This window comes from Amycolatopsis sp. NPDC043887 (assembly GCF_056435665.1).
The window spans coordinates 81,379-95,224 of sequence record NZ_JBWKEB010000013.1; the positions used below are offsets into that span (position 1 = coordinate 81,379).

Genomic DNA, 13,846 nt, shown 5'->3' on the forward strand with positions numbered 1-13,846 from the left:
ACTCGGACGGCCTCTCCCCGCGGCGCCGGGAGCGAGACGGTAGCGTTCCCGGACGTGGCCGTGACCGATCCCGTGGACATCCGCCTGCTCGCCGCCCTCGCGGACCTGGGCAAGGCGGCCGTACACGAACTCGCGGCCAAGGTCGGGATGGACCCGCGCGAGGTCGCGTACCGCCTGGTCGCCCTCTCCGGCAGCGGGTTGCCGCTGCTCGTGGGCGTGGAGAGCGACCCGAACGGGTTACGGGCCGCCATCGCGAGCGCGCCGCCTTCCTGGGCTCAGCAGCCCCAGCAACCTCCGCAGCCCCAGCGTCCGCCGGGGCATTCGGGACCGCACAACGTCCAGGGCACCCCCTCCGGGCCGTACAACGTCCAGGGGACGCCGTCGGGCGCGTACAACGTGCACGGCACGCCGTCGGGCCGCTACCCCGGCCCGCCTTCGGCCCCGGTACGCCAGCCGATGGCGCCGCCTCCGCGACCGCCCGCCCCGCCGCAGCAGCAGTTCGCGCCACCCCCGATGGCGCCCGCCGACCCGGTGATGAGCACCTGGGGCGTCCCGCAGACCGCGTCCTGGGCACGCGGCGACGAACAGCAGGTCACGCCGCAGCCCGCCCCGGAGGGCAAGAAGGGCCGGACCGGTGACGTGATGGAGACCCAGGGCCTGGAGGGCGAGCAGCTCACCGTCCAGCTGCTCGAGGTCCAGGACCCGGCGGACTACCTGTTCAGCGCCGCGGGCTACTCGCTGGAAGCCGGGGAACGGTCGGTCGTGGTGCACACCGAGATCACCAACCGCGGGAACATCCCGTTCGTGTCGCTCCCGGACAACTACCTCGAACTGCTCACCGCGGACGGCAAGCCGATCGCGAAGGCGCCGGTCTCGCTGACGTCGCGGCCGCCGCACAAGATCGGCGTCCGGCCCGGGGAGACCCTGGGCGGGCACACCGTCTACGTGCTGCCGGACTCGACGCGCGTGGTCGCCGTGCGCTGGTCACCGCGGCCCGAGCCGGACGAGCGCACGCTGACCTGGTCGATCGACGATTAGCTCGCGACGGCTCCCGGTGCCTTCGTGACTTGTGGTCCGTGAAGGCCTCCTTGCCTACTCTCAAGGTAGGGAAGGAGGCCTTCACGGACAGGAGACTCGCGCCTAGTTCTCGTCCTGCAGGATCCGCAGCGCGTTGGCCAGGTCGTCCGGGTACTCCGACTCGAACTCGACCCAGCGCCCGTCGGCCGGGTGGGCGAAGCCGAGCGTCTTCGCGTGCAGCCACTGCCGGGAGAGCCCGAGCTTGCGCGCCAGCACCGGGTCGGCACCGTAGGTCAGGTCGCCGACGCACGGGTGCTTGAGCGCCGAGAAGTGCACGCGGATCTGGTGCGTGCGCCCGGTCTCCAGTTTGATCTGGGCCAGCGACGCGGCGCGGAAGGCCTCGACGACCTCGTAGTGCGTGACGCTGGGCCGCCCACCCTGGACGACGGCGAACTTGTAGTCGTGCCGGGGGTGCCGGTCGATCGGCGCGTCGATGGTGCCGCGTGTCGGGTCCGGGTGGCCCTGCACGATGGCGTGGTAGCCCTTGTCGACGGTGCGTTCCTTGAACGCCCGCTTCAGCACGGTGTACGCGTGCTCGCTCTTCGCCACGACCATGACGCCGGTGGTGCCGGCGTCCAGCCGGTGCACGACGCCCTGGCGTTCGGCGGCGCCCGAGGTCGCGATGCGCAGCCCGGCGGCGGCGAGCCCGCCGACGACGGTCGGCCCGGCCCAGCCGGGGCTCGGGTGCACGGCGACACCGACCGGCTTTGAGATCACCACGATGTCGTCATCGTCGTGCAGGATCTTCATGCCTTCGACGGGTTCCGCGACGACCTCGACGGCCGAGGCCGGATCGGGCAGCGTCACTTCGAGCAGTCCGCCGGCGGTCAGCCGGTCCGATTTCCCGGCGGGCCTGCCGTCGAGGAGGATCTCACCGGATTCGGCCAGCTCCGCCACGACCGTGCGGGAAAGTCCCAGTAGTTTCGCCAGCCCCGCGTCGACGCGCATGCCGTCGAGCCCGTCGGGAACGGGCAACATCCGCGCGCTCATTCGCTCGCCGCCTTCTTTTTGTCCTTTGTAGACGTTCCATCGTAGTCCTTGCCCAGCAAGGAAAGGATCACGATGAGCACGCCGCCGACGCAGATCGCCGAGTCGGCGACGTTGAAGATCGCCCAGCCCTGCCCGTTCGGCGCGAACGCGGAGATCATGTCGACCACGTGCCCTTGCAGCGGGCCGGGCGCGCGGAAGATCCGGTCGGTCAGGTTGCCGAGCGCGCCCGCCAGCACCAGGCCGAGGCCGATGGCCCAGCCGACCGAGCGCAGCCGCCGGGACAGCCAGACGATGGCGATCACGACGGCGATCGCGACCAGCGCGAGCACCCAGGTCAGCCCGGTCGCCATCGAGAAGGCGGCACCGGGGTTGCGCACCAGCTGGAAGTACACGAGCCCGCCGAGGAACTCGACCGGCTGCTTGCCCTCCAGCGTGGACACGGCGATCTGCTTGGTGAGGAGGTCGATCCCCCACAGCACCGCGGCGACGGCGAACACCACGGCGACGCGCTTCTTGGGCAGCGGTGGCGACGGTGGCGCCGTTTCGGGCTCAGTACTCACAGCCCCATTGTCCACTGAGCGTGTTCAGGACTCCTCGGCGGCCGTCTTCGGCCTGCTCAGCAGGGCCGCGAACGCCCCGGCGAGCACGACCAGCGACGAAAGCACCAGCGCGAGCTGTCCCTGCGCGAGCACGACCGCGCAGAGCACGAACGCCGCGGCCACGACCAGCACCAGCACGCTGCGCTCCAGCCAGGCGAGCCCGACGAGGCCCAGCGTCAGCAGGATCGCGCTCCGGGTGTCACCGTCGAGATCGAATTCCCAGTAGCCGACCAGATCCGCCAGCACGATGGCGACCAGTCCGCCGAGCGCGATCGCGGCGACCTTCCACCAGCGCATGGTCTTTGTCCGGATGGCGTAGAACAGCACCGTGCCGAGGTAGACCACGAGGACGGCGAACAGCCAGTCGTCGTTCCGGCCGGCGATGTCGAACGACGTGTCCAGCGCGGCGGCGGTCTCGCGGCTCATCTCGACCCCGCGCAAGGATCCGAAAACCCCACCATCACCGACACCGTAAAGATTCTGGGTCAGGAACTGCTGTTCACCGGCGGGCGCGTAGGCGAACCAGCCCCCGGACCACATCCCGCCGAAGGCCACCACGATCAGCTGAGCGAAACCCAGCAACGCCAGCGGAAACCAGTAACGCGGTCGCTCGTTCCCCATGCGGGGAGAGGATAGTGGGTCAGGCGCAGAACGGGGGAAGTTCGCGCGGATCGTTCTCCGGCACCCAGCGGCCCTCCGGCTTCTCGTACTGCCAGCGCGCGCCACGGGCGACGATCTGGCGCAGCGCCAGGACGATCCGGTCCACGTGCTCGGTGGTGCTGCCGAGGCCGAGGCTGACCCGCACGGCCTGCTGCCCCGTCGCACCGGCCACGGCGATCAGCCGCTTCGTCGCCACGTGCGCGCAGAACGCGCCGTCCCGCACGCCGATGCCGTACTCCGCGGACAGCACCGCGGCGAGCCAGCCCGGGTCGAAGCCGTCGACGACGAAGCTGAGCGTGCCGACCCGGTCGACCGGCGCGTCGAACAGCCGCAGTTCGGCGAAACCGGGGACGGCGGCGAGGCCGCGACGCAGCCGCGCCAGCAGTTCCTCCTCGTGGGCGACGATCCCGTCCCAGTTCGCGGCCAGGGTCTCGCAGGCGACACCGAGCGCGTAGACGCCGACAGTGTTGGGCGAACCGGCTTCGTGCCGCTCGGCGCCGGAATTCCAGACCACGCCGAGGTTTTCGGAGTCACGGGTGACAAGCTTCGTCGCGCCGCCACCGGCGAGGTACGGCTGAGCCGCGCGCAGCCAGTCGGCGCGGCCGATCAGCGCGCCGGCACCGAAAGGCGCGTACAGCTTGTGCCCCGACAGCGCGACGTAGTCGACGTCGAGATCGCGGATCGAGATCTTGCGGTGCGGCGCGAGCTGCGCCGCGTCGAGCGCGATCCGGGCGCCGTGCCGCCGCGCGACGGCCGCGATCTCCTTGACCGGCAACAGTTCCCCGGTCACGTTGGACGCTCCGGTGAGCACCACCAGGCGCGGGCCCTGCGGGCAGTCCGCGAGCGCTTCGTCCACGGCGGACACCGCGGCGAGGCGGGTCCGAGGGGTTTCGATCCGGCGGACGTTCGGTCCCTTCCACGGCAGCAGCGCGGCGTGATGCTCGGTGTCGAACACGACGACCGACGTGTGCTTCGGCAGGCTGCGCGCGAGAAGGTTGAAGGAATCGGTGGTGTTGCGGGTGAACACGACGGTGTCGGTCGACCGCGCGTCGACGAAGCCGCGCAGGATTCCGCGCGTGCGCTCGTAAAGCTTGGTCGAGACCTGCGAGGCGAACCCGGCGCCGCGGTGCACACTGGCGTACCAGGGCAGGAATTCGTCGACCGCGGCACGCACCTTGTCCAGGCAGGGGGCGCTCGCCGCGTGATCGAGGTTGGCGTAGCCGATGTCGCCGCCGGTGACCAGCGGGACCCGCAGATCGGCGCACGCGACCGTCGGGTTTTGGTGCGTGGCAACGGTTTCAGCGACTTCAGCGGGAGCGCTGGTGCGTTCGAGTGCGAGAGTCATCGTCATCCTCCGGGTCAGGGGACCCGACGAGGATCCCGCGCTTGCCCGTCGCACCACGCGACGAGCCAGGTCCTCACCCGGGGCACCCCACCGCGGTAGGAGGGTTGCCGGTCAGCTAGCCGGGGCTTGACGCTGACACTCGTGACCTAGGAACGAAGTTAGCGGATGGGCGGGCGATCGAGCCAGCCCTCGTCCGCATCTTGAGACGCCGCTCACGTGCTCCGCAAGCGGGAAGAACCGCTGCCCGGCGCCGCGCCGCGCCGGGCAACGGCCGGTCAGACCCGGAATCGGCCGGGCAGCGGGACGGTCGCGCGGGAGGAGACCTCAGTCGCTGTGCCGGAGTACTGATCGGTGCCCGCGGTGAACCGCCAGCCGCCGAAGGTCTTGCCGTCGACGGCTTCGCCGTAGGCCTCGGCGACCTTGGTCGAGACCTCGTCGTAGGACAGGCCGTTCCAGTTGCCCGCGCCGACCCCGAAGTCGCGCGAGTCGCCGCCCTGCGCGGCCGCCGTGGGCAGGGTCCACAGGGTGAAGTGCACATGGGCGCCGGTGCTGCTGCCACCACAGGGCAGCGCGTTACCGGTCCGGCCGAGTGCGTCGCCGGGGGCGACCTTCTGGCCGTCGGTGACCGCGATGTTCTCCAGGTGGTAGTACCCGGTCCGCCAGCCGCCGTCGTGGTCGACGGTCACCCAGTCGCCACCGGAGCAGTGCTGGATCCGGACCGTGCCCGCCAGCGGGGCGCGAACGGTCTTGTCCCCGGGGCTGAAGTCGATGGCGTTCTTCACTCCGGACGTCCCGTTGTCCGAGTGGATCCCCGCCGAGTAGACCGACTGGCCCGTGTCGAAGGGGAGCCCGAACGCGGGAAAGGCCCCGGCCGCCGTCGCAGTCGGGGCGGCGAGAACCACTCCGACGAGCGCCACAGCGGCCCCCAGACCGGCGAACCACACAGGAAGTTTCGTCACCTTGCGTACTCCTTACCCCGTGACACTCACCCATTCGATGGAGTCAGTTGCGGGGAAAGTAATTCAAAGGAAGTACGAAAGGGAAGAATTTTCTGAGATCAACCGACGAACAGCTGGTGCCGGTTCGTGACCTACTGGCCGGATTCGCCCTTCCACCTGGCGAGGCGGCCGGCGCGGTCGACGGCCCGAAGGCGTCGTTCGGCCGCGTCACGGGCTTCGGCGGTCGTCACGACGAGTAACTGGTCGCGTTCCTGGAGCCTGGTGTTCTTGTTCGGCGTGAAGCCGGAGCCGTCTCGGACGAGGAGGCTGATCGTCGCCCCCACCGGCAGCCGCAGTTCGGCCAGGTACACGCCGTGCATCTTCGATCCCGCGTGGATCCGGACCTGCAGGAGTTCCGCGCCCATCTCGTCGAGCGGCGCGGAGTCGACGTCGATCTCGTGCGCCTCGGCGTGCTGGGCCAGCCCGAGGATTCTCGCGAGCGGGGTCAGCGTCGCCCCTTGGAGCAGTGTCAGCACGATGACCAGCACGAACACCGCGTCGACCAGCTGCTGCGCGCCCGGCACCCCGGACGACAGCGGGATCAGCGCGAGCACGATCGGGACCGCACCGCGCAGCCCGGCCCAGGACAGGAACACCTGTTCTCGCCAGGGGATCTTGAACGGCAGCGCCGACAGCAGCACCGACAGCGGGCGGGCGAGCAGTAGCACGACCGCACCCGCGACCAGGCCCTGGACCAGGCTTTCGAAGATCCTGCTCGGCGAGGCGAACAGGCCGAGCAGCACGAACAGGCCGATCTGCGCGAGCCAGCCGAGCCCTTCGGCGAAGGACAGCGTGTCCGACCGGTGCGGCAGCTTCGAGTTCCCCAGCACCAGGGCCGCCACGTAGGTGGCGAGCAGGCCCGACGCGTGGGCGAGCTGCCCGCTCGAGTACGCCACGACGCACACCGCGACCGTGGCCAGCGGGTACAGACCGGTGGCGGGAAGCGCCGCCCGGCGCAGCGCGAACGCCCCGCCCCAGCCGAAGGCCAGGCCGATCACCAGCCCGGCGGCGAGTTCGTAGACCACCAGCAGCGGCAGCGACCAGTCGATGGTCGTCCCCTCGGCGAGGACGACGACGGCGATGTAGGCCGGGGCGTCGTTGATCCCCGACTCGATCTCCAGCGCGCCGACGAGCCGCTTGCCGATCCCCGCGGATCTCAGCACCGAGAAGACCGCGGCGGCGTCGGTCGAGGCGAGTACCGCGCCCCACAACAACGCCATCCGCCAGTCCAGGCCCAGTAACCAGTGCAGGGCGGCGCCGGTGACCGCGATGCTCACCACCACGGCCACTGTGGACAGTGCGATTCCGATGCCCAGCGAGGGTTTCACGGCCGACCACCTGGTGGTGAGGCCACCTTCGGACAGGATCATCACCAGCGCGGCGAGGCCGAGCGACTGGGTCAGCTCGGGGTTGTCGTACTGGATGCCGAACCCGGCTTCGCCGAGCAGGACCCCCATGCCCAGGTACAACAGCAGCGAAGGAAGGCCGACCCGGATCGACACCCGGACGGCGATCACGGCGACGAGCAGCACGGCCCCGCCGGTGCCGAGAATGAGCGGGAGTTGCTCCATGTCGCCTCCCGTTCCGGTCGCCGTGAGGGCTCCAGAATAGTGAGGCGGTGCTCGTCACTCGTCCGTGTACCGGCCGAAATCCGTCCGGACAGCCTGTGTTACAGACTGTCCATTACGGACTGCGCAGGGCCACCAGGTCGACGCCGAGTTCCGCGAACGGTTCTTCCGCCGCGGGCAGGACTTTCACCGCGCGGTCGCCCTCACGGGACAACCAGCCGGCGCTCACTCCGTGAGACAGTAACGCCGCGGGGGCCCGGCCCGCCAAATGATCACGCCGGACCGTCCAATCCAGACAGTCACGCAGCATCGGGCGGCGGCCGCCGTCGATCTCCACCCCGAGTGCGCCGAGCACCTCGCGGCCGCGATCGGTCAGCGTCAGGCCGCCGGCGTCGTCGATCAGCCCAGTGGCGAGCATCCCGTCCCGCAGCGCGACGCCGACCGTTCCGGCGAGGTGGTCGTAGCAGGTCCTGGCGAACCCGAGCCGCTTCACCCGCACGGACGACCGCAGCCCCTTCACCGGCCGATGCTCGGCGTGCTGCGCCAGATGCTCGATCAGTTCCGCCACCCGGGGGCCGGCTATCCGGACGTAACTGTGCCTCCCCTGCTTGACCCGCACGACGAAGCCTGCCTCGGTCAGCTTCTTCACGTGCTCGCTCGCCGTCGACGCGGCCACTTCGGCCGCGCCCGCCAGCTCGGTCACCGTCCAGGCACGCCCGTCGAGCAGCGCGAGGCACATCGACGCGCGGCTCGGATCGGCGAGCACGGCCGCGACCTCGGCCAGGGCGATCGTCTCCATGCGTCCACCGTAGAAGACCCACGGTTCGGCGACCGCCGAAGCGTCAGCCTGCCAGGAACTTCGCCGCCAGCTGCACCGCGGGTTTGGAGTCGTTGGAACCTTCGAGCATGACGGCGAAAGCGACGTCCCCGCGATAGCCGACGAACCAGCCGTTGGCGTCCGCGCCCGACCCGAACTGCGCCGTCCCCGTCTTGCCGAAGACCGCTCCGCTGCCCTTCAGCGCCTTCGCGGTCCCAGTCGTGCAGACCTCACGCATCATCGCGCGGACCTGGTTCAACACCCCGGCCGGCGGGGCCTGGTAGCCGACGTTGACCTTGGTCTCCAGGCCCTGCCACAGCTTCGGGACCACCGGCTTCCCCGTGGCGACCGTCGCGGCCATGAGCGCCGCGCCCAGCGGGCTGACCTGCACCCTGCCCTGCCCGATCCCGGCTTCGACCTGCTCGTCACCGCTGCCGGACGGCTCCACCCTCCCGGTCTCCGTGGCGAGTCCGGGGATCTCGAAGTCGGCGTTGAGGCCGAACTGGCTTGCGGCCCTCGCGAGTCCGTCCGCGGGCAGCTGCTTGGCGAGTCGCCCGAAGGTCGTGTTGCACGACGCGGCGAACGCCGTCTTCAGCGGGACGGTCCCCAGGTCGAACCCGTTGTCGTTCTTGAGCGTGCGGGTCCCGATCTGCTCACTGCCCGGGCAGGCCAACGGGGAGTCGGCGGTGACCCCGCCCTGCTGCAACGCCGCGGTCGCCGTGGCGATCTTGAAAGCCGAACCCGGCGAGTACAGGCCGTTGAGCGCATCCGGCCGGTTCCCGGCCGCGCCGTTCTGCGCGACCGCCAGGAGTTCGCCCGAAGTCTTCATCGCGACGATGATCGCCGGCCCTCCGAAGCCGTCGACGGCTTTCTGGGCGGCTGCCTGAGAAGCCACGCTCAAGGTCGAGGTCAACGGTTTGCCGGTCTCGGCGGTCTGCCCGAAGAGCGTTTCGACCGGCTTCCCGGAGGCGTCGACGCGCGACACGGTGACGGTGGCCGGGGTTCCGCTGCCGCCGTTCTGCTCGGAGGCGACCTTGGCCAAGGCCCCCTGCAGGATCGGCGCGACGCCCGCCGCGTCGCCGCCGACGAGGGCCTTGCCGTCGCGGTCGGCCACGACCGGTTTGGCCGAAACCGGGGCGACGGCGAGCCGCTGCCCGGCTTCGAGCTTCGGGTGGATCACCGACATCGCCCAGCGGACGACCCATTTCCCGGCGTTGCGCACCAGGTCAAGCTTGCCTTCGTATTTCCAGACGCTGCCGCCGGCGAACGTCCACGCGGCGTGGAAGGTGGCCGACGTCGAGGGCGCGTCACCCGGCGTCGTCGGGACCTCGCCGAGAGACGTCTTGACGGACGCCCCGTTGAGCGTGTTGCGCGTACCCGTCAGGGCTGTCGTGGCCGCCGCTGGATCGTCGACCGGGGCGGTGGTCAGGTCACCCATGTCGAACAACCGCAGGAACCGGCCGGCGACCTGCGCCGGGCTGTCCTGCGTGTTCGCGGTGGACTCCCCCGGGCCGACGGCGGCCGCAGGCGCCCGGTCCTCCTTGACCAGCAGCACCACCGCGGCCACCACGATGGCGACGACCGCCAGCGCGGCGCCGATCAGGATCCCTCTTTTCCGGGCAGGACTCATGGATTCGCTCTCCCCCATACGGCGCGCCCCTCGCGCGCCCCCGGGCGCCAGCCTGCCGATTTCCCCCGCGCAAGGCGCGCTTCCGGCGGGAAAGCGGCTATACCGAATCCTTTTCGTGATCCCGGTGATCGGGACCTCACGACTGCAATGAAAGGCCCCTTCATCGCAAAATTAGCAATGAAGGGGCCTTTCATGTCACTTGCGAGAGTCAGGCCTTGGCGACCGCCACGGTCACCTTGGTGCCCTCCCCGACCGTCCCGGCCGAGCCGTCGGCGACATCGCCGTAGGCGACCGAAGTCGCCAACGTCTCCGAAGCGATGAACTCCTCGTGCGTCTTCGCGGCCGTGACCACCTCTTCCGGCGCGTCGACCGTCAGCGCGATCCGGTCGGCGACGTCGAGCCCGGCGTCACGGCGGGCCTGCTGCACGACCCGGACCAGGTCACGGGCGAGGCCTTCGGCCGCCAGTTCGTCGGTCACCTCGGTGTCGAGCAGCACCAGTCCGGCGCCGCCGGGCAGTTCCGCGGCCGCGCCGCCGCCCTTGGCGACCAGACGCCGGTCGTACTCGCCTTCGACGAGCTCGATCCCGGCGGCCACGACGGCGCCGCTCTCCGAGGTCGTCCACTCACCGGCCTTGACGGCCTTGATCACCGTCTGGACGTCCTTGCCCAGCCGCGGCCCGGCGGCGCGGGCGTTCACCGCGACCTCGAAACCGCCGTGCGCGGCGACATCCGTGGTCAGCTCGACGGACTTGACGTTGACCTCGTCGCGCAGGATGTCGGTGAAGTCGCGCAGCGAGTCGGCCTCGTGCGCGGCGACGACCAGCTTGGCCAGCGGAAGCCGCACCCGCAGCTTGTTCGACTTCCGCAGCGAGAGCGCCGAAGACGCCACCTGGCGCACCCGGTCCATCGCCGTCACCAGCGCCGCGTCGGCGGGCAGGTCGAGCGCGTTCGGCCAGTCGGTCAGGTGCACCGAACGGCCGCCGGTCAGCCCGCGCCAGACGACCTCGGTGGTCAGCGGCAGCAGCGGTGCCACCACCCGCGACGTCACCTCCAGCACGGTGTGCAGGGTGTCGATCGCGTCCTGCTCGCCCGCCCAGAACCGGTCGCGCGACCGGCGCACGTACCAGTTCGTCAGCACCTCGAGGAAGTCACGAACGGTCGAGCAGGCACCGGCGACGTCGTAGGTGTCGAGCGCGTGCTCGACATCGGTCACCAGCTCGTGCGTCTTCGCCAGCACGTACCGGTCGAGGATGTGCTTCGAATCCGTGCGCCACTGGCCTTCCACACCCTCGGCGTTCGCGTAGAGCGCGAGGAAGTAGTACGAGTTCCACAGCGGCAGCACGGCCTGGCGGACGGCGTCGCGGATGCCCTTGTCGGTGACGACCAGGTTCCCGCCGCGCAGGATCGGGCTCGCCATCAGGTACCAGCGCATCGCGTCGGAACCGTCGCGGTCGAAGACCTCGTTGACGTCCGGGTAGTTGCGCAGCGACTTGGACATCTTCTGGCCGTCCGAGCCGAGCACGATCCCGTGCGAGATGCAGGTGCGGAACGCCGGCCGGTCGAACAACGCGGTCGCCAGCACGTGCAGGACGTAGAACCAGCCGCGGGTCTGGCCGATGTACTCGACGATGAAGTCACCCGGGTAGTGGTGCTCGAACCACTCGGTGTTCTCGAACGGGTAGTGCACCTGCGCGTAGGGCATCGAACCCGAATCGAACCAGACGTCCAGCACGTCCTCGATCCGGCGCATGGTGGACTTCCCGGTCGGGTCGTCCGGGTTGGGCCGGGTCAGCTCGTCGATGAACGGCCGGTGCAGGTTCTCCAGCCGCACGCCGAAGTCGCGCTCGATCTCGTCGAGCGAGCCGTAGACGTCCGTGCGCGGGTACGCCGGGTCGTCCGACTGCCACACCGGGATCGGCGTGCCGAAGTACCGGTTGCGGGAGACCGACCAGTCGCGGGCGTTCTCCAGCCACTTGCCGAACTGGCCGTCCTTGACGTTCTCCGGGTACCAGGTGATCTGCTGGTTCAGCTCGACCATCCGGTCCTTGAACTCGGTCACCGCGACGAACCACGACGAGACGGCGCGGTAGATCAGCGGATTGCGGCAGCGCCAGCAGTGCGGGTACGGGTGCTCGTAGGTCTCGTGGCGCAGCAGGACCGCGCCCTGACGGCCGGCGGAACCGGTGCCGTTCTTGAGATCCTTGATGATGTTCGGGTTGGCGTCGAACACCTGCTGGCCCGCGTAGTCCGAGACGGTCGCGTCGAACTTGCCCTGCGCGTCCACCGGGGTGACCGGCACGATGCCGGCCGCGTCGGTGACGACCTTGTCCTCTTCACCATAGGCGGGCGCGATGTGGACGACACCGGTGCCGTCCTCGGTGGTGACGTAGTCCGCGGACAGCACGCGGTGCGCGTTCTCGTGTCCGGTGAAGTACGGGAACGGTGGGGCGTAACGGGTTCCGAGCAGTTCGGTGCCGGTGTAGTGCCCGACGACGGTCGGCTCTTCACCGAGCTCGCGGGCGTACGAGGCGACGCGCGCTTCGGCGAGCAGGAACCGCTTGCCGTCGCTTTCCACCACGACGTACCGCACGTCCGGGTGCACCGCGGTCGCAAGGTTGGACGGCAGCGTCCACGGGGTCGTGGTCCAGATCAGGAGGTAGGTGCCGTCGAGCTCGTTGTCATTGCCCTCCAAGCGGAAACCGACCGTGACGGCCGGGTCCTGGCGGCTGGCGTAGACGTCGTCGTCCATGCGGAGCTCGTGGTTGGACAGCGGGGTCTCGTCGCGCCAGCAGTAGGGCAGGACGCGGTAGCCCTCGTAGACCAGGCCCTTGTCCCACAGCTGCTTGAACGCCCAGATGACCGACTCCATGTAGGACAGGTCGAGCGTCTTGTAGTCGTTGCCGAAGTCGACCCAGCGGGCCTGGCGGGTGACGTAGTCCTGCCATTCGCCGGTGTAGCGCAGCACGGACTCGCGGCACGCCTCGTTGAAGACGTCGATGCCCATCGCGTCGATCTCGGACTTCTCGGTGATCCCGAGCTGGCGCATGGCCTCGAGTTCGGCGGGCAGGCCGTGGGTGTCCCAGCCGAAGCGGCGCTCGACGCGCTTGCCCTTCATGGTCTGGTAACGGGGAACCAGGTCCTTCACGTACCCGGTGAGCAGGTGACCGTAGTGCGGGAGACCGTTGGCGAACGGCGGGCCGTCGTAGAAGACGTACTCGTTCGAACCGTTGACGCCGGGGTCGCGGGCGTCGATCGAAGCCTGGAAGGTCCGATCGGCTTCCCAGTACGCGAGGACGCGCTTTTCCGACTCGGGGAACGAAGGCTGGGACGGGACGCCGGTCTCGCCGTCCATCTGTGCCTTGGGATACATCTTCGGTGCTCCTCGCGGTTCGTCTCTCTCGTACGGGCTCGCGCCCACACGGGGACGAGACGGCCGTTTCCGGCGCGTTCCGCGGTACCACCCCGCTTGCCCGGCCGGTGGTGTTCCGGCTGGGCCGCTCATTCGACGGCTGTGACGGGCCGTACCCGTCCGGTTCTACTGAGGGCTCGTCTGTTGAGGACACGGGCCCTGTTCTTCCGGAGGCTCCCCGGTGATGGCCGGATCGGTGCCAGTTGATTCAAGGGTAGCGCGCGGGGGCAAGCGGGTTGTCCGGGGCCCGGATCGCGCAGCGCCCGTTCTCGATCTCGACGTACTCCTGCTCCGCCTCAGCGCCATACTGCGGACATGGGGCGAGCCGAGTGGTTGACCCGGCAGTCGGGGAGTTCAACGGCGTTGACCGGTGAACACATCGAGGCCTGGGTCGGCGTGGAAATGGCTCTGCGGGAGGACGTGGCGGGAACCAGCCCGCAGTTCGCCGACCCCGACATTCCTTGCCTCCAGCTGTACTGGCTTCAAGCTTGGCCGGCCGACGGCGGCGCGATGGGGATCGGCACTTACCAGGACGACGACGGATTCGGCCTCCGCAGCAGCTCATCGAGCAGGTGACCGTCCTCCGGCACGAAGAAATCCTGTCCGGATCCCTTGGCGCGCGGGCGTGCAGGTCGTTATACAGGCGCCGTTGATGAAGGAATCGGGACGTTGAGTGTCCCGATTCCTTCATCAACGCACGGTCATCCGCTCTCGGACCTTGATCAAGGCGCCACTGCAACCACCGAGCAGTCC

General features: G+C 69.6%; 11 protein-coding genes and 1 riboswitch. Of the genes, 2 read left to right on the top strand and 9 right to left on the bottom strand.

Translation table 11 applies throughout. The features are described 5' to 3' along the window. Positions 1–54: 54 nt before the first annotated feature. Positions 55–1,038, top strand: coding sequence for an AsnC family protein (locus AC069H_RS30590; RefSeq protein WP_340687723.1), 984 nt, complete (start codon positions 55–57; stop codon positions 1,036–1,038). A gap of 102 nt (positions 1,039–1,140) precedes the next feature. On the opposite strand, the gene AC069H_RS30595 is transcribed toward AC069H_RS30590, so the two are convergent. The 9 genes from AC069H_RS30595 to ileS form a co-directional block, all read right to left on the bottom strand. Further along, on the bottom strand, positions 1,141–2,067 hold the full coding sequence (locus tag AC069H_RS30595) for an RluA family pseudouridine synthase (protein ID WP_340687722.1): 927 nt from the start codon (positions 2,065–2,067) through the stop codon (positions 1,141–1,143). After that, positions 2,064–2,627: a signal peptidase II gene (gene lspA / locus AC069H_RS30600; protein ID WP_034319164.1), complete on the bottom strand. Its 564-nt coding sequence runs from the start codon at positions 2,625–2,627 to the stop codon at positions 2,064–2,066. Before lspA ends, AC069H_RS30595 begins: the two co-directional genes overlap by 4 nt. Positions 2,628–2,651: 24 nt before the next feature. Further along, positions 2,652–3,287 carry a hypothetical protein gene (locus AC069H_RS30605; RefSeq protein ID WP_478234636.1) on the bottom strand — a complete coding sequence of 212 codons (636 nt, stop codon included), beginning with the start codon at positions 3,285–3,287 and terminating at the stop codon, positions 2,652–2,654. A 19-nt stretch (positions 3,288–3,306) separates the two neighbouring features. Continuing rightward, on the bottom strand, positions 3,307–4,671 hold the full coding sequence (locus AC069H_RS30610) for an aminotransferase class V-fold PLP-dependent enzyme (RefSeq protein WP_478234637.1): 1,365 nt from the start codon (positions 4,669–4,671) through the stop codon (positions 3,307–3,309). A gap of 32 nt (positions 4,672–4,703) precedes the next feature. After that, a riboswitch (SAM riboswitch) is annotated at positions 4,704–4,818 on the bottom strand. Between the two features lie 128 nt (positions 4,819–4,946). Continuing rightward, positions 4,947–5,630 carry a M23 family metallopeptidase gene (locus AC069H_RS30615; RefSeq protein ID WP_478234638.1) on the bottom strand — a complete coding sequence of 228 codons (684 nt, stop codon included), beginning with the start codon at positions 5,628–5,630 and terminating at the stop codon, positions 4,947–4,949. 131 nt (positions 5,631–5,761) lie between these two features. After that, complete coding sequence (locus AC069H_RS30620; protein WP_478234639.1) at positions 5,762–7,240, bottom strand: potassium/proton antiporter; 1,479 nt, start codon at positions 7,238–7,240, stop codon at positions 5,762–5,764. 112 nt (positions 7,241–7,352) lie between these two features. Next, the gene (locus tag AC069H_RS30625; protein ID WP_478234640.1) at positions 7,353–8,036 is read right to left on the bottom strand and encodes an ArsR/SmtB family transcription factor; all 684 of its coding nucleotides are present in this window, start codon (positions 8,034–8,036) and stop codon (positions 7,353–7,355) included. Positions 8,037–8,079: 43 nt separating this feature from the next. Further along, positions 8,080–9,684, bottom strand: a complete 1,605-nt coding sequence (locus tag AC069H_RS30630; protein ID WP_478234641.1) for a penicillin-binding transpeptidase domain-containing protein — start codon at positions 9,682–9,684, stop codon at positions 8,080–8,082. Positions 9,685–9,892: 208 nt separating this feature from the next. Then, a complete protein-coding gene (gene ileS, locus AC069H_RS30635; RefSeq protein WP_478227157.1) occupies positions 9,893–13,054 on the bottom strand; it encodes an isoleucine--tRNA ligase in 3,162 nt (1,053 codons plus the stop codon). A gap of 402 nt (positions 13,055–13,456) precedes the next feature. On the opposite strand from ileS, the gene AC069H_RS30640 reads away from it, so the two are divergent. Next, the gene (locus AC069H_RS30640) at positions 13,457–13,669 is read left to right on the top strand and encodes a hypothetical protein (protein ID WP_478227158.1); all 213 of its coding nucleotides are present in this window, start codon (positions 13,457–13,459) and stop codon (positions 13,667–13,669) included. Positions 13,670–13,846: the final 177 nt, after the last annotated feature.